At 50.4% G+C, this 18,285-nt stretch carries 15 protein-coding genes; 4 read left to right on the top strand and 11 right to left on the bottom strand.

Going from position 1 to position 18,285, the window contains the following annotated elements; translation table 11 throughout:
• Window positions 1-118 precede the first annotated feature (118 nt).
• The 3 genes from MCJ35_RS07375 to MCJ35_RS07365 all read left to right on the top strand — a co-directional run bounded on the left by MCJ35_RS07375 (window position 119) and on the right by MCJ35_RS07365 (window position 4,252).
• Window positions 119-1,816, top strand: coding sequence for a LytS/YhcK type 5TM receptor domain-containing protein (locus MCJ35_RS07375; protein WP_025482217.1), 1,698 nt, complete (start codon window positions 119-121; stop codon window positions 1,814-1,816).
• 19 nt (window positions 1,817-1,835) lie between these two features.
• Window positions 1,836-2,603 carry a LytR/AlgR family response regulator transcription factor gene (locus MCJ35_RS07370; protein WP_025482218.1) on the top strand — a complete coding sequence of 256 codons (768 nt, stop codon included), beginning with the start codon at window positions 1,836-1,838 and terminating at the stop codon, window positions 2,601-2,603.
• Window positions 2,604-2,812: 209 nt separating this feature from the next.
• Complete coding sequence (locus tag MCJ35_RS07365; protein WP_025482219.1) at window positions 2,813-4,252, top strand: carbon starvation CstA family protein; 1,440 nt, start codon at window positions 2,813-2,815, stop codon at window positions 4,250-4,252.
• Window positions 4,253-4,430: 178 nt separating this feature from the next.
• On the opposite strand, the gene MCJ35_RS07360 is transcribed toward MCJ35_RS07365, so the two are convergent.
• The 3 genes from MCJ35_RS07360 to MCJ35_RS07350 all read right to left on the bottom strand — a co-directional run bounded on the left by MCJ35_RS07360 (window position 4,431) and on the right by MCJ35_RS07350 (window position 7,892).
• Window positions 4,431-6,284 carry an ATP-dependent nuclease gene (locus MCJ35_RS07360; RefSeq protein ID WP_025482220.1) on the bottom strand — a complete coding sequence of 618 codons (1,854 nt, stop codon included), beginning with the start codon at window positions 6,282-6,284 and terminating at the stop codon, window positions 4,431-4,433.
• Window positions 6,285-6,500: 216 nt separating this feature from the next.
• Window positions 6,501-6,965 carry a NanQ anomerase/TabA/YiaL family protein gene (locus MCJ35_RS07355; RefSeq protein ID WP_025482221.1) on the bottom strand — a complete coding sequence of 155 codons (465 nt, stop codon included), beginning with the start codon at window positions 6,963-6,965 and terminating at the stop codon, window positions 6,501-6,503.
• A 96-nt stretch (window positions 6,966-7,061) separates the two neighbouring features.
• A complete protein-coding gene (locus tag MCJ35_RS07350; RefSeq protein WP_025482222.1) occupies window positions 7,062-7,892 on the bottom strand; it encodes a cell wall hydrolase in 831 nt (276 codons plus the stop codon).
• Window positions 7,893-8,510: 618 nt separating this feature from the next.
• On the opposite strand from MCJ35_RS07350, the gene MCJ35_RS07345 reads away from it, so the two are divergent.
• Window positions 8,511-10,085 carry a sodium:solute symporter family transporter gene (locus MCJ35_RS07345; protein ID WP_025482223.1) on the top strand — a complete coding sequence of 525 codons (1,575 nt, stop codon included), beginning with the start codon at window positions 8,511-8,513 and terminating at the stop codon, window positions 10,083-10,085.
• 104 nt (window positions 10,086-10,189) lie between these two features.
• Here MCJ35_RS07345 and MCJ35_RS07340 read toward each other — a convergent pair whose 3' ends face one another.
• From MCJ35_RS07340 to MCJ35_RS07305, 8 genes are all read right to left on the bottom strand, one after another.
• Window positions 10,190-11,218, bottom strand: a complete 1,029-nt coding sequence (locus tag MCJ35_RS07340) for a 2-dehydro-3-deoxygalactonokinase (protein WP_025482224.1) — start codon at window positions 11,216-11,218, stop codon at window positions 10,190-10,192.
• A 16-nt stretch (window positions 11,219-11,234) separates the two neighbouring features.
• Window positions 11,235-11,873 carry a bifunctional 4-hydroxy-2-oxoglutarate aldolase/2-dehydro-3-deoxy-phosphogluconate aldolase gene (locus MCJ35_RS07335; protein WP_025482225.1) on the bottom strand — a complete coding sequence of 213 codons (639 nt, stop codon included), beginning with the start codon at window positions 11,871-11,873 and terminating at the stop codon, window positions 11,235-11,237.
• A gap of 16 nt (window positions 11,874-11,889) precedes the next feature.
• Complete coding sequence (locus MCJ35_RS07330; RefSeq protein ID WP_025482226.1) at window positions 11,890-12,705, bottom strand: sugar phosphate isomerase/epimerase family protein; 816 nt, start codon at window positions 12,703-12,705, stop codon at window positions 11,890-11,892.
• Window positions 12,706-12,741: 36 nt separating this feature from the next.
• A complete protein-coding gene (locus MCJ35_RS07325) occupies window positions 12,742-14,241 on the bottom strand; it encodes a UxaA family hydrolase (protein WP_025482227.1) in 1,500 nt (499 codons plus the stop codon).
• Window positions 14,242-14,266: 25 nt separating this feature from the next.
• Window positions 14,267-15,541 carry a TRAP transporter large permease gene (locus MCJ35_RS07320; RefSeq protein WP_025482228.1) on the bottom strand — a complete coding sequence of 425 codons (1,275 nt, stop codon included), beginning with the start codon at window positions 15,539-15,541 and terminating at the stop codon, window positions 14,267-14,269.
• A 3-nt stretch (window positions 15,542-15,544) separates the two neighbouring features.
• Window positions 15,545-16,069, bottom strand: coding sequence for a TRAP transporter small permease (locus MCJ35_RS07315; RefSeq protein WP_025482229.1), 525 nt, complete (start codon window positions 16,067-16,069; stop codon window positions 15,545-15,547).
• A gap of 95 nt (window positions 16,070-16,164) precedes the next feature.
• Window positions 16,165-17,232 carry a DctP family TRAP transporter solute-binding subunit gene (locus MCJ35_RS07310; protein ID WP_025482230.1) on the bottom strand — a complete coding sequence of 356 codons (1,068 nt, stop codon included), beginning with the start codon at window positions 17,230-17,232 and terminating at the stop codon, window positions 16,165-16,167.
• A gap of 242 nt (window positions 17,233-17,474) precedes the next feature.
• Complete coding sequence (locus tag MCJ35_RS07305; RefSeq protein WP_025482231.1) at window positions 17,475-18,284, bottom strand: TIM barrel protein; 810 nt, start codon at window positions 18,282-18,284, stop codon at window positions 17,475-17,477.
• Window position 18,285: the final 1 nt, after the last annotated feature.

The raw sequence follows: 18,285 nt of genomic DNA, 5'->3' as shown, positions 1-18,285 counted from the left end.
TTAGCATACCTTAAGATGAAATACAATAAAAGATTTTCTTAAGATTCCCTGTTCTGCAAATATTTGGTATACTTATACTACATTCAGTAATAAAACAATTCCACCAAGGAGGACTGCCATGTCCAACACCATGTTTTTCAGCCTGCTTCTAAATATAGGGCTGCTGGTTCTCATCGCCACCATGCTGACCAAGATTCCCGTTGTCCGCAGCATGCTGCTGGGTGAAAACAATCCCATCGGCAGCCGTGCGGCCCTTGCAGTCATCTTCGGACTTGTCAGTATTGTTTCCACCTATACAGGGATGCGGGCCCAGGGTGCCATTGTAAACACACGTGTAATCGGCGTCCTGGCAGCAGGACTGTTAGGCGGCCCCTATGTCGGGATGGGGGCTGCCATCATCGGCGGCCTGCACCGCTACCTGTTTGATATCGGGGGCTTCACCGCTGTTTCCTGCGCCATATCCACCTTTGTGGAAGGGCTGATCGGTTCTGCATTTTCCCGGCGCTTTAAAGCAGGCAAGATTGACAACGCCGGAATCTTCCTTATCACGGCCCTGGCAGAGGTCTGCCAGATGGTCATCATCCTGTTCATCTCAAAACCATTTCCAGCGGCCCTGGAGCTGGTGGGGCTGATTGCATTTCCCATGATAACCATGAACGCCTTGGGCATGGTTGCCTTCATCGGCACCTTCAGCATCGTGTTCATGGAGGAGGACAGCCAGTTTGCGGAGAAGATGCGGCTGGCCCTGGGAATCGTGGAGCAGAGCCTTCCCCATCTGAGGAAAGGGCTTTACAGCACAACGGATATGGAAGCTGCCGCTGAGATCATCTACAATTCCACCTCCTGCGCAGCCGTGATGATAACAGATACCCAGAAGGTACTGGCCATGAAAGGGGAAGCCAGATACAACGATTTAAAAGGCGGGGCCCTCCTAAAGCCCATCCTGGAATCCATCCATGACCGTAAGACCACCACCTTCACCTGTGCCGAGAAGCCGGACCCGCTGTACCACATACTGAAAAACCACATCATCGTGACAGCGCCTCTGATAGAGATGGACAAACCCATCGGCAGCCTGACCATGGTGGTCAGGAAACACTGGGTCACTTCCCAGCCCAACCTGAACTTTGCATCCGAACTGGCCAGGCTTTTCTCCACCCAGCTGGAACTTTCCGACCTGGACTACCAGAAACAGCTGCGCCGCAAGGCGGAGTTCAAAGCCCTGCAGTCCCAGGTCAACCCGCATTTCCTTTACAACGCATTAAACACCATATCGTGCGTGTGCAGGGAAAACCCGGACCGGGCCAGGGAACTGATACTCACCCTTTCCGCCTACTACCGCCAGACCCTTGAGAACGACCAGTACATGCTGAACCTGCACACCGAGCTGTACCATGTGTCCAGCTACCTGGAACTGGAACAGGCCCGTTTTGAGGAAAAGTTACAGGTAGACATGGATGTGGAAGACGACTTAAACTGCCTGGTGCCATCCTTCATCCTCCAGCCCCTGGTCGAAAACGCGGTGCGTTACGGCGCTGATGCCAAGGGCATGCGCACGGTTTCCATACAGGCCCGCACCATCGATGATTCCGTGGAAATCTCCGTCTCCGACAAGGGGCCGGGAATCCCCAAGGACATCATCATCCAGATGTATTCCGGCGAGGGCAGGGGCGGTGTGGGCTTAAAGAATGTGCACCGCCGCCTAAAGAGCATATACGGCGAGGATAACGGACTGAAGATAGAGACATCGTCCGCCGGTTCCAGGGTATGGTTCCGTGTGCCCCGCACCACGGGAAAAGACAAGGAAAATTGCTGAATAAGGGGGATTTCCCATAATGAAGATTGCTGTGATTGACGACGAGAGGCCGTCGAGGAAAGAACTGATCCACCAGATCCTGTCTGCCATGCCGGACAGCCATATCGAGGAGGCTGACAGCGGTTCCAATGCCCTGGAGCTTATCAGCAGCCAGCCTTTTGACCTGCTGTTCGTGGATATCAATCTCAATGATATGGAAGGAACCACCCTGGCCGCTGCGGCCAGACGTATCCTGCCGGACGCCCAGATTGTGTTTGCCACCGCCTACTCCCAGTACGCGGTCAAGGCCTTTGAACTGGGTGTCAACAATTACATATTAAAACCCTTTGACCCGGACCGTGTCCGCAGGGTACTGGAAAAATGCTGCCACGATTTAAACCAGTCCAAAGCCAGCCCTGCACCTGTACCCGGACCCGGACCATCCGCCAGCCAGCCTGCAGCCCCTGTCCCGCCCTCCGCCAGGATGGCAATCAATGTGAACCGTACCATCGTAATGCTGGACATACCACAGATTGTCTACATTGAGACCTCCGGCAGAAGCTGCATCATCCATACCGCCACCAGGGACTATACGGAAAACCAGCTGCTGGGGGAATATGAAAAACGGCTGGCGCCCCACGGTTTTTTCCGCATCCACAAAAGTTACCTTGTAAACCTGGGATATATCACGGAAATGTTTCCCTGGGCCAACAACAGCCTGGCTGTAAAGATGCAGGGCTTTGAAAAAGAAATCCTGCCCGTTGGAAGGGAGAAGGTAAAAAGCCTGCGCCAGCTGTTGGGCATATGATTTCCTGCCAGCCGCCCTATCCTGCGCCCAGGGTGCGTTTGAAAATCACACCCCGTCAGCCGTGGATTCCAGTGCCTGTTAATGAACATTTTCCTACCGTTTGTGCATCCAGTAATGCATTTTACACAAAAAGTCTTTCTTTTTAACGGCTTTTTAGTACAATAAGTGCATACAGATGAATTCATTAATACAAAACAGGAGGTAGGTTTATGATTAGTTTCTTTGTATGTCTGGCACTATTAATCGGGGGATTCACAGTGTACAGCAAGATTGCGGAAAAGGTTTTTGGCCCTGACGACAGGAAGACGCCTGCGCTTACCATGACGGATGGAAGTGATTACGTCCCAATGGGCACTCCGCGTATCTTCTTAATCCAGCTGCTCAACATCGCCGGCCTCGGACCCATCTTCGGCGCGCTGGCAGGCGCGTGCTGGGGACCCAGCGTATTCCTGTGGATTACCTTCGGAACCTTACTGGGCGGCGGTGTCCACGATTACATGGTGGGCATGATGTCCATGCGCCACAAAGGGGCCAGTGTTTCCGAGCTTACCGGGACATATCTCGGAAGTGCCATGAAACAGGTCATGCGTGTGTTCTCCGTTGTGCTCCTGGTCCTGGTAGGCGTCAGCTTCTCCACCGGACCAGCCAATCTTCTGGCCATGCTCACACCCAATGTCCTGGATACCAGGTTCTGGCTGGCCGTTGTACTGATTTACTACTTCATCGCCACCTTTGTCCCCATTGACAAATTAATCGGCAAGGTTTACCCGTTCTTTGGTATATGCCTGATTATCATGGCCCTTGGAGTCGGCGGAGCCATCCTGTTAGGCGGATACCATATACCTGAAATCACACTGGAAAACCTGCATCCGGCCAATACGCCCATCTGGCCAACCATGTTCATCTCCGTTGCCTGCGGCGCAATATCCGGATTCCACGCAACCCAGTCCCCGCTCATGGCCCGCTGCCTTACCAATGAAAAGGACGGCCGCAGGGTGTTCTACGGAGCCATGGTGGCAGAAGGCATCATTGCCCTTATCTGGGCAGCTGCAGGCGTTGCATTCTATAACGGCACAGGCGGACTTCTGACAGCCCTTGGCAACGGACAGTCCAGCGTTGTATACGAAATCTGCTTCACCCTTTTAGGGCCTGTCGGCGCAGTAATCGCCATGATCGGCGTTATCGCATGTCCCATCTCTTCCGCCGATACCGCATACAGAAGCGCAAGGCTCACTCTGGCAGACTGGTTCAAGTTTGACCAGAAGCCCATCAAGAACCGTCTGATGCTCACAGTTCCCCTGCTGGCAGTCGGTTCCGTACTGACCCAGATTGATGTGCAGATAATCTGGAGATACTTCTCCTGGAGCAACCAGACCCTGGCCATGATTGCACTGTGGTCCGCAAGCGTATACCTGTTCCGCAAAAAACGCTTTTACTGGCTTACGGCCCTTCCCGCAACCTTCATGTCAGCCGTATCCTGTACATACATCCTGATTGCCAAGGAAGGCTTCCAGCTCCCCACATCCTTTGCATACCCGGCAGGAATCATATTCGCGGCTGTCTGCCTCGGCACCTTCGTCTTCACCTGTGTCCTGGGCAAAGGCAAAAATGCAGAAGCCGACACAGCCGAAGAGGCATATTCCGTGTAACCGGCCAATTAAATATAGGATAAAAAGGAGGGAGCAGCTTCTTAAGGTTATCAGAACCTTTAAAGCTGCTCCCTCCTAGACCATGTATCCAAGCCGCCATGTATCCAGGCCGCCACCCGCCCCGGCCCGCTTCCCGGATATATCCCCGCATCCACCCCATGCCCGCCGGGCCGTGTCCTCACCCCTTCTTCCTGCTGTCAAAATACACAAACCGGTCAATTGCATCCAGTATATCCTTAAACTCCTCCCTTGGGGCCATATCAATATATGCTTTCAATATCTCCTGCTCCCTGTCGCGGAAAGGGCCGTAGAACAGGTCATAGAGATTGTGGCCCCTCATATAGGTGAGGATTTCTTCCATATGTGCCTTCATGTCTTCCGGCGAAGTGAAATCCCGTCCCATGACCTCCATAAGCTGCTGGCCGCTGCGGATACGGTAGAGGTATTCATGCCACTTATCATAGAGCGTGTCATAGAATGCGTCCTCGCTATCCACAATGCCCAGCTTTGCCATAATGGACGGATTGAAGAAGTAATTCTCAAAGGAATAATATTTTAATATGAGCACGTTACGCCTTGTGACCTTGGGCAGGCGGTCCGCATCCTCCAGACTCCGCTCATCATAATACCTGCACAGCTGGGATGCAAGTTCTTCCGGATCCTTGCCGTCCCCATCCCGTATCATCAGGAACTGGTCCCGCAGATAGACCTGGTTCATATACTTTAAATTGGCATATGTCTTGATGTTGGTACAGCTGTTGGTTGTGATGATGGATATCCTGGTCAGGTTGCCCTTATCATCGTATATCTCGGAATAATACTTTTCCAGAAGCAAGGGCAGGCGGCTTTTGTCCTGCTTTCCTTCCACGATGAACACAAAGCTTACATTTAACAGGTCATTGGCCCCGTACCCAAGGTCATCCAGTATCTGGCCCAGGTCTGTCCTTTCCCGGATAACGGAATACCTCTCCCCGTCCAGCACCACCTGGCGTATCTGGCGGATGCTGAAATTAAACAGCAGGTCCGGGCTGTGTGTCTTAAAGATGACCTGGTTTTTCTTTGACAGACGGTATAATATCTCGCTGCAGGACTTCTGGAGCTGGGGATGCAGGAAAATCTCAGGGTCCTCCACCACGATGATGCTGGGAATGCGGCTCTGTTCGCTGATATAGGTTTCCAGGAGGGAAAGCATGTAGATGCTCCTCATGCCCTTGCCCATAAGTTCCACCGGCTTCACACTGCCCCGCTGCCGGTTGTGGGCCGTCACCTCAACGGAAAACATCTGGTCTATGTCACAGTTTAAAGTGTACTGAATTTCCTCATAGCCTCCGTTCTTGAAGAAATTCTCATTCACCTTCCGGGAGAAGCCGCTGAGGTTCAGCTGGTAGATCTTATGTTCCAGCAGGCGGGCCGTCTCAAAGGCAGTCAGCTCCTCCGGCTTTTTCTTATTAATCAGGCCGATACACTGGAAACAGTGGTTGCATGTTTTAGATGCCTCAAAGATACATCTTCCGGACCGCAGACGGCTTAATTCCTCATCCTCCTGGAACATCAGCAGGTCGTTCTGCAGCTGCCTTAATTCCCGGTCCGCCGTAATCCGGTAAATATGGGGCAATACCATGGGAATGTATGGGTTATTCTTCCTGTAGGGATCCTCATAGCGCACCCTGCCGTCCAGGTTCACGTGGAACGTGAAGGACAGCCCTCCATCCTTAAAGGAGGGAAGCCGTTCCCCAAACACGCGCCTCCACACATCAAAACGCCGGTACTGGCTCACAAGCCCCCTGCGGTGGAACAGCCTGAGGTCTTCCTCCTCAATGCGGAACGCAGCGTCAATGCGGATGGCCTGCCGTTTCTCATTAAAGTCCTCTTCCTGGATTTCATAGCAGCCGCACACAGCACATACCGCGTCCAGCACCGATGTTTTCCCTGTGTTGTTTTTCCCAACCAGGATCAGCGCCCTGTCAATATCGCGGATTTCCAGGTCGCGGATGGATTTGAAATTGCGTATATGTAGATAGGTGAGCTGCATATGGTTACCTCCGCCCATGAAAGTCATGTGTTCTTTCTATAGAGTATACGCCAGAAACCCGCCTGTAACAACCCCTGTTTTACAGGATGGTCCACAGGGAAATATTAACCCGGGCCAATGCCTGGCAATCATAAAAGCCCGGCAGCTTTCACACTGCCGGGCATGGCCGGTACCGCCGGGTACAATCCCCCGTGGCGCCGGGTCCGCTGAAACGGATTAATCTTCCTTGATTTTCACAATCACTTTCTTAATTGGCGCCGGCTCCTTGTCAGCTGCCTTTGGCTTATGGGCATCCCATGGATTGAAGATCAGGTACTGGTCAGCCTTTGTCACAATCTGAAGCCCTGGGGTGGTATTCTCAAAAAACACAACATCCTTGTCAGGATTATATGGGGTCTTCACCGTCATCTCATGGACAGGTGCATAGGTCATGACCTCACTTCCCTCAATCACATACTGGATATCCGTATAATGCTCATGTGCCTCATACTTTGCCTCTTCCCATGGAATGGTGGTATAAGCCGTTACATTGGCATAAACATTCTTGCCGTCAATCTCATACTTGCCCGGCTCCAATGCGCTCAGGTCCGTATTCTGCAGGAAATCCACTGCTTTTGCATACCTGCCGTCCACGCCCAGGCTTCTGTAAAAATCAAGATTTTTTTTCTCATCAAATATCATATCCCATTCTCCTTTGTGTGATTATTTTCCATTACAAGTATACACCTAAAGCCATGGGAAACTCAATCATTTTTTTATCCGGTCCCTGTCCCTCCACTATCGGAAGAATTCATGGCCGTCATGGGCAAAAAGATAGGTAAGGTGCCTGTCAAACCAGGCCGCCGCGCTGCCGGAACCTCTCCGGTTCATGAAATACAGCGCACCGTTGGAATAATCCTCTCCATCCAGGGCGCGGTCCACGCACTCGATTGTCTCGGCCGTGACCTTCACAGAGTTAATGGCGCCGTTGGAAACGGGCTGAAACTGGGATGGCTCGTATACAACTGCCTTTACACTGTTTGGGAATTCCTTTGACAATACACGGTTAATGATCACATCCGCCACAAGTATCTTGCCTCTCTTATCACAGATGCCTGCCTCTGCCTGGACAATACGTAAAAGGACCTGGTAATCCTCATCCGTATAGCGGATCCTTCTGGATGCCCTGCGCTCTTCCTCAGCTTTCTTCCTTGCTTCCTCTTCCTGTTTCTCTTTTAATATCTGTTTCTGAAGTGTCTCAATCTGGGTCTGTGCAGCTGCCTGCTGTCTCTGCTTTTCACGGACATTTGCTTCTAACAGCGCACCAGCCAGTTGTTGGCCTTCGCTGTCAGTATCTAAAAGTCCGAATTGTACTTTTGCTTCCGTAACCAGACCGCTTCCCTCAGGTTCCTCTGTCTGTACCTCCTCCTGACTTTCATCCGCAATGGGCGCTGCCAGGGCATTCTTGCCCCCGCCGCCAAACCCTTCGGCTGAAAATGCAATGATGGCAACAACCATCATGCCGGTCAGCAGGACTGACGAGGATCGGTACATCTGCTTTGTGACTTTCACTGTAAGTGATTTAACAAAGAGGACAACCGACTGAAGGAATGAATGTAATGTAAGCATACATACTCCTCTTTCCTGGACTCCCCTATCTCAACATGCCGGAGCCCAATTCTTGTTTTTGTTCCAGTGGGTCAATCCCCACTTTGTGCATGTTTTTCCGGGATGTATGGCTAATTATATGGGATTTAACTTTTGCCGTCAATGGAGATTTAACATCTTTGTTACATTTTTTATTATATTTGAAATATTTGTAATTATTTTTATATATTAGTTATATTTTTCCAGTGGTTTTAATTACATAATTGTATAATTTGACCTTTTTATTTTTACATTTATGTTACATTATTATTAATTTTTAAACACATACTTTCTTTTCCTTTTTTTGTAATTTGTGTTATGTAAATTATTTTTTACTTATATTTAACTTTTTATACCATTATTTATTTTAATACACAAGCACATTGAAGCATATTTTTTGTCGAATTATAGCGTCCTTCCCCCACTTTGGCTAAAAAAACCTGTTTTAAGTGCAAATCATCCCATCCTTATATGTGCATTTCAACCAAAGAATGGAAAACAGCAAAAATCTCTTTGACTTTCCGCCTTTGCTCTGATACATTAAAGTTCAGAAGTTTTAATTAGTAAAGTAATAATAAAATACTCCCGGAGGTTAATAAAATGACAATCAAACTGCTGATGCTGATCATCTTCTTTTCCATTATGATTGGAGTCGGGTTCTATTCCAGGCGTCATGCCACCAATGTCAATGATTTTGTCCTTGGCGGCAGGGGGGTTGGGCCATGGCTTACCGCTTTTGCCTACGGCACATCCTATTTTTCCGCGGTTGTCTTCATCGGTTATGCCGGACAGTTCGGATGGAAATACGGCCTGGCCTCCACATGGATTGGGATTGGCAACGCCCTTATCGGAAGCCTTCTTGCATGGGTCGTACTGGGACGGCGCACCCGGGTCATGAGTAAACACCTGTCCTCCGCAACCATGCCCGAATTTTTCGGAAGCCGTTTTAACAGCCGGTGGCTTAAGATTGTGGCCTCTGTAATCATTTTCGTGTTCCTGATTCCCTATACTGCTTCCGTATACAATGGCCTGTCCCGCCTCTTCGGCATGGCCTTTGATATCCCCTACGGCGTCTGTGTGCTGGGCATGGCGGTCCTGACCGCCGTGTATGTCATCCTGGGCGGCTATATGGCCACTGCCATCAATGACTTCATCCAGGGTATCATCATGCTGGCCGGGATTACTGCCGTCATCCTCAGCGTGTTAAGCGGCCAGGGAGGGTTTACGGCCGCTGTCGGCAATCTGGCCAGGATTCCAAGCGAGGTGCCTCTCACAATGGGACAGCCCGGCGCCTATACCTCCTTTTTCGGGCCTGACCCCATGAACCTTCTGGGTGTCGTCATCCTGACTTCCCTGGGCACCTGGGGACTGCCGCAGATGATCCACAAGTTCTATACCATACGCAGTGAAAAGGCAATTGCGACCGGCACGGTCATTTCCACCATATTCGCCATCGTCATATCCGGGGGAAGCTATTTCCTGGGAGGATTCGGCCGTCTCTTTGACGGTCCGGCCATCTACAACGGTAATGGGGGCATTGCCTACGACACCATCATCCCGGCCATGCTTTCCGGCCTGCCAGATATCCTTATTGGCATTGTGGTAATGCTGGTGCTGTCCGCCTCCATGTCCACCCTGTCCTCCCTGGTACTCACCTCCAGCTCCACCCTCACCCTGGATTTCATCAAAGGAAACCTGGTAAAGGACATGAAGGACAGGACCCAGCTCATCCTGATGCAGGCCCTGATTGTGGTCTTCATCATCAGCAGCGTTGTCCTGGCACTGGACCCGCCTGATTTCATCGCACAGCTTATGGGGATTTCCTGGGGCGCGCTGGCCGGCGCATTCCTGGCGCCATTCCTGTACGGCCTGTACTGGAAAAAGGTGACCCCGGCCGCTGTGTGGGCCAGCTTTGCAGCCGGTGTGGGTATCACGGTATCCAATATGTTCCTTCATTATATTGAATCCCCCATCAACGCAGGTGCATTTGCCATGGTAGCCGGACTCATCATTGTCCCAATCGTGTCGCTACTCACCCCGGGGATGGAGCCTGCACATGTGGATAAGATATTTGCATGTTATGACGATCTGGTGGAGGCCACAAGCCGCAAGGTGCTGCCCGATGACAGGTCCTTTGACTCCCCGGCTTTCCAGAAAAAGAAGAAAAAACGTTAAGATATACCGATGGAATAAGCCTGGCAATACGCATTCAGACGCGTTAATTGCCAGGCTTATTCCATATCGCCCTTTCCAATATGATACTTCTGAGATTTACTGATTTAATTCGTGTCCCCGATTCCCGCAATGCGTAGAAGCCCACTGACAGAGAACGGCATATCCCTAACCGGGCTGACCGGAATCATATTGAATCCGGGATATTCCTTCAGGCAAAGTCCATGGTATATCTTTTGCTGAATCCTGTCCCCGGCAACTGCCAGCCTGATTACAGGTCTGCCATCCTGTCCCCTATGATTCCTGATTTCTTTAAAGCCAAAGGCTTCCGTTACCGCATCCATTACCCCTGTATTCAATACGCCTTCCAGGTAAGAGCGTCTCTGGTTCAGGGAAGCTTCTGTGAACAGATCTAAAATGCGAAGGATATACAATGCCCGGTTGAATCCATGGAGATGCGCATTGAAAGCCCCCAGACATACCATCCCTTCATCTATCTCCCATTCCTCTTCCCCGGTAATACTTGCCCCCAAAATAGTCTCGCAGACAACCGCCTTGAATAATTCACCTGTGATATTGGAAGATATATCCTTTATACATCCATCCTCCAGCAGTACGGCCTGGGTATGGCTTCCTGGCAGTATCAGGACAGCTGTTCCCTGTTCCAGGTCATGATTCCCACGCAGTACCCCAAATACCTCAATTTCTTCCCCGCGCATCATGTTGACCCTGTCCGCGGTTTCCGGAATGACCTGTGCATTATAAGGAACGGTTTTGATACCAGGGATGATTTCAAGCGTTCTTTTAAAGAACCGTTCCTCCTCATAACAGACAATTGAATCCCGCAGTTTTTTCCAATCCACCGGAACAGGGAGATGCTCAATTTCCACCAGCCCCGACGGGCAGGAAATCATTCCGGACAGATATATGTGGGCAATATCTTCATTATGTATATGGGAATCCTCCATCAGGACATCAAGCATGTTCCGCAGTTCCCTGACCAACACTGAATTATCCTGCATAAGAGCGGAATTCCTTGCGCCGATCTGCCGCTCCAGCCGCGCTGTAATCATACCATCTTTTATCAGATAAGCCCGGGTATTGGTTGTTCCTGAGTCATAATAAACAATATACATATGGTTTTCTGTCCTTTTATCTGATTTTTGCTGTATATTCCGCGGCAAGGTTTTCAATTCCCTTGTAATCCCCTGTTTCTATCATCTTCCGGTTCACTATATTCCCGCCGATTCCCACAGCGCATACACCGGCATCAAAAAAGTCAAGTATATTATCCAGGTCCACACCTCCCACCGCTGCCATGGGTATGTATGACAATGGTCCCTGCAGTGCCTTGATATAACCGGCACCCAGATTATCGGAGGGGAAAACTTTTACAATATCGGCTCCCCACCTGTAACACTGTTCGATTTCACTGGGTGTCATGGCTCCCGGCATTGCCACCATTCCCAGGGCCTTTGTCTCTTTTATCACATCCTCACGGGAAGTGGGGGTGATGATATATCCTGCGCCTGCCGCCTTAGCCGCCTGTACCTGCTGGATGGTGAGTACGGTCCCGGCCCCAACCAGCACCCGGCCATCCGGGTATCTGTCAGCAACCGCCTTTATTTTATCTGTGGTATATGCCAGGGGTTGTCTCTGGTCAAATGGAACTTCCACAAGACTCAGGCCGCCTGCCGCTGCCGCATCCGCTGTCTTAAGTGTCTCCTCCAGTTTAAGGCCACGTATGATGGCAATTATCTTCTTCTCTAAAATCCGTTCCAATACATCCATCTTAACCTCCCTGCCTTTACAGCTCCCTCATGGACTGTACCCAGGCCGCCGTATCCTTCAATATGATATCCGCAGAAGGCTGGTTCAGGCACTCAAAGGAACAGTACTGGGAATATCCGGAATCCTTAACTGCCTTCAATATGGCTGCAAAATCAGTATGTCCATAGCCCGGGAACATCCGGTTGGAATCAGCCAGGTGCACATGCTGCAGCTTATTTCCCATAATATCAATGCTTCGCTTAAATCCGATATCCTCAATATTGGCGTGGAACAGATCCCATAGGATGCCTACACAATCTGGATTGCCAAGGTCATTCACAATAAAATCCATGGTGGCTTCTGCCGAATTAAGGAGGGCTGTTTCATAGCGGTTAATTGCCTCCAGGCAGAGGGTGACCCCCTTCTGGTCTGCATATGAAATAAGCGGCTTCATGGCCTCGCTTAAATCCCCCAGATCCTTATCCATGGTTTCCAGTGACCCCAGCCCCCGCATCAGCCCTATGGTAACCTTGCTGCCCAGGATCTTAGCCGCGTCAATGTGCTGCATGAACCGTTCCTGGGTCTTCTTCGTGATATCCGCGGGAACCCCGATCAGGGAAAGGCCCTCAAGCCCCCTGGCCTGGCCTGTGGAAAGGGTGGAACAGCCCAACCCCCTCTCATCCAGTTCTGCCTTCACCTTCCCCAGGTCAATATCCGAATAGCTGCTGATACACAGCTCTGCGCCGTCCAGGCGGCTCTGCTGCATCCAATCCAGCCCTTTCAGGTAATCCTCATGGGAGAAGGATGAAAATATAGTATCATATTGTAATGTAACGGTTGCGCTGAATTTCATATCAATCTATTCCTCCAATCAATTTATGTCCTGCTTTTACAGGGTTACCCCATCCCTGAAAATAGATATCTCCTGATATCCATATTGCTCATTTTTTGTCTGCCGATTACCGCTGGCCACTTCCAGCATAAAGCCAAACAGCTCCTCTGCGGTCTCTTCCAATCCAAGTCCGTCCAACACCTGTCCCCCATTGAAATCAATCCAATCCGGCTTTTTATGCGAAAGCGCCGTGTTTGAGGATATTTTAATGGTCGGCACCACCGCGCCAAAGGGATTGCCGTTTCCGGTGGTAAACAACACCAGATTTGCACCGCTGGCCGTGAGGTTGGTAACGGAAACCGCGTCATTCCCGCTTCCGGTCAGAAGGCTCAGCCCTGCCCTGCATACCTGGTCACCATAGTACAGCACATCCACCACAGGTGCAGACCCTCCCTTTTGGATATTACCCAGGGACTTATCCTCATCCGTGGATATCCCGCTGCGTATATTACCCGGACATGGGTTCCTGTCTATGGGCTGTCCGTAACGCATGAAGTATTCTTTGAAATTGTTTATAAGGCCCACTATTTCCTGGAATACTTCCTTGTCCTCCGCCCGTTCCATCAGACGGGCCTCCGCCCCAAACATCTCCGATACTTCCGTCAGTATGGCCTTGCCTCCACACCGTACCAGCCTGTCAGTAATCCTCCCGCAGAGCGGATTGGCCGACACCCCTGAAAATGCGTCGGAGCTGCCACATTTTAAGCCAATCTGTAAAAGGGACGCACTGAGTCTCTGACGTCTGAATCCAGCGGCATATCCGGCCAACTCATCCAAAAGCCTCATTCCCTCAGCATATTCGTCACCGCAATCCTGGGTCACCAGGAACTTTACCCTGTCAGGATCCACTTCACCTAATACGGGTTTAAAATACTCCAGGCAGTTATTCTCACAGCCCAGGCTGACCACCAGGACTGCCCCTGCGTTCGGATGGCAAATCAGGCCCTTTAACAGCTTCTGGGTAATCAGCATATCCTCCCCCAGCTGGCTGCACCCCGCATTATGTGTCAGGGCCTGTATTCCGTCCACCATGCCCCCATACCGTTCTTCCGCCTTCCGGGCAAGGATGCGAACCGTGCGGTTCACGCACCCGACTGTGGGTATGATCCAGATTTCATTTCTTGTACCGGCCCTTCCGTCTTCCCTCAGGTAACCGTCAAACCAGGCCTCTTCCTGCGGACAAAAGGCGGACCAGACATTGGGGAGCGGCCTGTACTCATAATCAATCAGGCCATCCAGATTTGTAACCACATTGTGTATATGGACATGTTCCCCCGGCTGTATCTCCCTGGCTGCCTTTCCTATGGGCAGACCGTACTTGATGACCTGCCCTCCTTTTTCAATCCGTTTTAAAGCAACTTTGTGCGCCGCTTCTATATCCTCTGTAATCCTGACCTGCATGTTCCCTGCCCGGTAAACCCCGGCGCCTTTCAGCCTGGTCAGCGCTATGGCCACATTGTCATCCGGATGTATCAGCAAAAGCTTATTGTCCTCCATCCTTCCTGCCCTCCCATCATGTACATCATCCCGCTCCATACATCAGGGACGGCAGCATAAGCGATATCTGCGGAATATATGTAATGAACTGCAGCAGGATATAGAACATGATGATAAATGGAACCGTAGCCTTGCATATGCGTTCAAAGGGAACACTGGATACCTTGGACAAAACATACAGCACCATGCCTACCGGAGGTGTCAGAAGGCCTATCATCAGATTCAGTATCATGATAATGCCAAAATGGACCGGGTCCACGCCCATGGCCGTGACAACCGGCAGGAATACCGGAGTCAGGATGATGATGGACGGGGTGGAATCCATAAACATCCCCACAAATACCAGGAACATATTGATTAACAGTAATGCGATGTATTTGTTGTTACAGTACATAAGGAACAGGTTGGCCACAAACTGGGGAAACCGTTCAAAAGAAAGGATCCAGCAGAAAATCGTTGCCCCGCACACAATCATCATGACCGTGCAGGTTGTCTCGCTTGCCTCCTTAAGGGCCAGCACCAGTTTTTTAGGTGTCAGCGTATGGTAGAAGAATCCCAGGAAAATTGCATAGAAGGTTGCAATCATGGCCGCCTCGGTGGGTGTGAAGATACCTGCAAGGATACCGCCCAGGATGACCACCACAGTCAGCAGGGACAGAAATGCCCTTCTGAAGGAGTGTAAAAGAGCGCGGAACCCGCACCATCCTTCTTTCTCATAGCCCCGTTTCCTGCTTATAAGATATACCATGATACACATGGCCGTAGCCATGATGGCTCCCGGGACAGCCCCTGCTATAAACAGCCGTCCAATAGAAACAGATGCAACCGTACCGTATACAACCGCTGGAACACTGGGCGGGATGATTGGCCCAACCAGCGAGGAAGCCCCCGTAACCGCAAGTGAAAAATCATCGTCGTAACCAGCGTCATGCATGGCTTTCAGTTCAATGGCCCCAAGGCCGCCCGCATCTGCAATCGCCGCCCCGGACATTCCTGCGAAAACAACGGATGCCAGGATGTTGGCATGGGCCAGGCCTCCTGTAATATGCCCCACCAGCTTCCCACAGAAGTCAAAGATGCGGTCTGTCACCTCGCCGCTGTTCATCAGGTTGCCCGCCAGGATAAAGCCAGGCACTGCCAGAAGGGTAAAGGTATTGGCGCCTTCGGTAAGGCGCTGCACCAGCATGATTAACGCCATGTCATTGGTTACAAAATATAAAGTACCGCTGCACAGAAGACAGAATGCAATCGGGCATCCCAATATCATCAGCACCAAGAAACTTATCAGTAATACAGCCATCTCCTACTCTCCTTCCTGTTTCATATAACGGGCCTGATAGCCTTCCCAGTCCAAAGCGGCAAAAAGGAAGTCCACAAACCATTGTATGGCTATCATCAGGATTCCTACTGGTGCCGCTATATACTCAATCCCCAAACTGACCCCCAGTGTAACTGCTTTCAGTTTACTCTGCTTCATGAATATCTCACAGGCATGCGGAAACAGATAGAAGCAGGTAATGGAAATCAACAGGCTGATGGCAATCTGCAATCCATGGATTACAGGCGCCGGAAAACGGTTTACCAGGGCAGTCATGCGTACATGGATATGTCCTCTGCCACACCATGCGGAACCTAGCAAAGCCAGCCATACAAACATATATCTTGCCAGTTCCTCGGACCAGGTCAGCGGCTTCCCAAAAATATATCTGGATATGACCTGGGCCAGCAGGACCAGACACATGGCAGCCATCAGCCCGATGATAAAATACTCATTCATCTTGTTAAATTTGTCATAAATCCTGTTAATTCGGTTCATTATTGCTTTCAACTTATATCCTCCTGACACATTTTCCTGATATGTAATTCCCCCAATTATCGTATCCGTTACAATAACCGGGGGAATCTGCCATCATTTATCCGCTATTACTTGTTATAGGATTGTGCAACTGCCAGCCAATCACCCCAGGTATCGGCATATTTCTCATAAATACCCTGGACATTTTCCTTGAACGCATCCTTGTTAACCTCAATTACGTTCATGCCCTTCTCTTTCATCGTGTCTACCAGGCCGGCTTCCTGGTCCTCAATTGCCTGGGTAATGGATTCACAGCTCTCGTATACACAGTTCTGCACGATTTCCTGCAGGTCTGCCGGCATACTCTGCCATACCTTTTCATCCATTGTATAGGTGACGGCTGCAATGACATGGTCGGTCATCAGCAGATTATCGCACACTTCGTAAAACGCATTGGCATCAATGGTTGGAAGCGGGTTCTCCTGTCCATCGACAACGCCCTGCTGGATGCCCATATACACCTCGCCAAGAGACATGACAGTAGGGGTTGCCCCTAAGGCAGCGCCATATGCCATGGCCATCTCTGAGTCCGGCACACGAAGTTTGCATCCCTTTAAACCAGATGGTTCTGTGGCAGGGAACCCTTTGACAGTCACCTCCCTGGAGCCATAATAATACATGCCTAACACCCTCAGGTTACTGGACTCTGCCAAACCATCATAAAGCTTCTGTACTTCATCACTATTGGCAAAAGCAGTCATGGCATCCCCGTCATTGAATACATAGGGGGCGTCAAACAGTGAAAACGCAGGGTCATATTTGGACAGTTCGGACGGTCCGCACATTGTAAAATCACAGGTACCTGCTCCCATGGAAATGGAGGAAGTCACATCGCTTTCCTTACCCAGCTGCTCTCCTGAATAAACAGTCACCTTTACATGTCCATCCGTTGCTTTTTCCACTGCATCTGCAAATGCATAATACCCCTTACAGGCCACATGGTCCTCAGCCAGATTCGTGGCCAGCTTCAGTTCGTAATTATCCCAGCTGCCGGATGCCCCTTCACCTGCGCCCTGTCCCTGAGTACCTGAAGGTGCTGCCGTTGTTGCTGCTGTCGTAGCTGCCGCTCCCCCGCCGCATGCTGTCAGTGAAACTGCTGAAATAAGCGCCATTGAAATTCCCAATACTTTTTTCATATTTGCTCTCCTTTTTTAGATGATGCAGTGATATAAAACTTAAATACTATTGATATATCACACTTTTTATATGTGATATTATACATATATATCACAATAAAATCAATAGTTTTTATCTAACTTTTTAATAATTTTAATTTGTCAGCCGGAAAACGTTAATTATTTCACACATTTCATCTGTCAATCCCCGTATTCTTGTATTATTCTTCCAATTTTTCGTTTTTTCTGTATCCTTCATGGATTCACTGGCATAAGGGCTTAATCACCTCCAGGGAACGCCTGGCTGCTGTTTCCGGATCAGGGTACTGAAACGACTCCAGGGCCACTGCTCCCCTGTATCCAATCTCCTGCAATGCCCGGAACGTGGATTCAAAATCATAATGGGCATGACCCGGATACCATCTGTCGCTGTCCGCTACATGTATATGCCCAACCTTCCCTCCCGCCCTGCGGATACTGTCCGCGCAGTCAGGTTCCTCTATGTTCATGTGGAATGTATCAAGGTGCAGCAAAAGGTTATCTGAGCCAAGGGCATGCAGCAGCCCCAGCCCCTCGTCCACCGTATTCAGCCAGTCGCTTTCAAAACGGTCAATGACCTCAAACACCAGGTTCACCCCCAGCCGTCCAGCCTCCCTGATACAGGCTTCCATCCCGTCATTAAAGTAATCCATATAGTGTCCCGAATCCGCACAGTCCTTTTTCTGACCCTTTATCAGGCCAATAATCACCACTGCCCCGGTTTCTGCCCCAAACCGGATATGGCCTGTCATACGCCGCACTGCCTCCTTGCGTTTTTCCGAAAACGGACTGGTCAGGAATATCCCCTGCTGGCTGTAAGACGGACCAGTGCCTATGGATGTAAGGGAAATGCCATGGGATTTCAGCGATAGGATAAGCGCCCTTTTATCCACTGCATCTGAATCCAGCAGATGCAGTTCAATGCCGTCATATCCCCACTGTGACGCACAGGCGATACCATGTTCTAAATTACCGTGAATGACCAAAGGGGTACTCCATCCGGCCCGCTCAACCGCTGTTATGGAAGTGTTCATC

This window comes from Enterocloster sp. OA13, from assembly GCF_022440595.1.
Lineage (GTDB): Bacteria > Bacillota > Clostridia > Lachnospirales > Lachnospiraceae > Enterocloster > Enterocloster hominis.
This window is presented reverse-complemented; position numbering and strand designations above follow the sequence as displayed.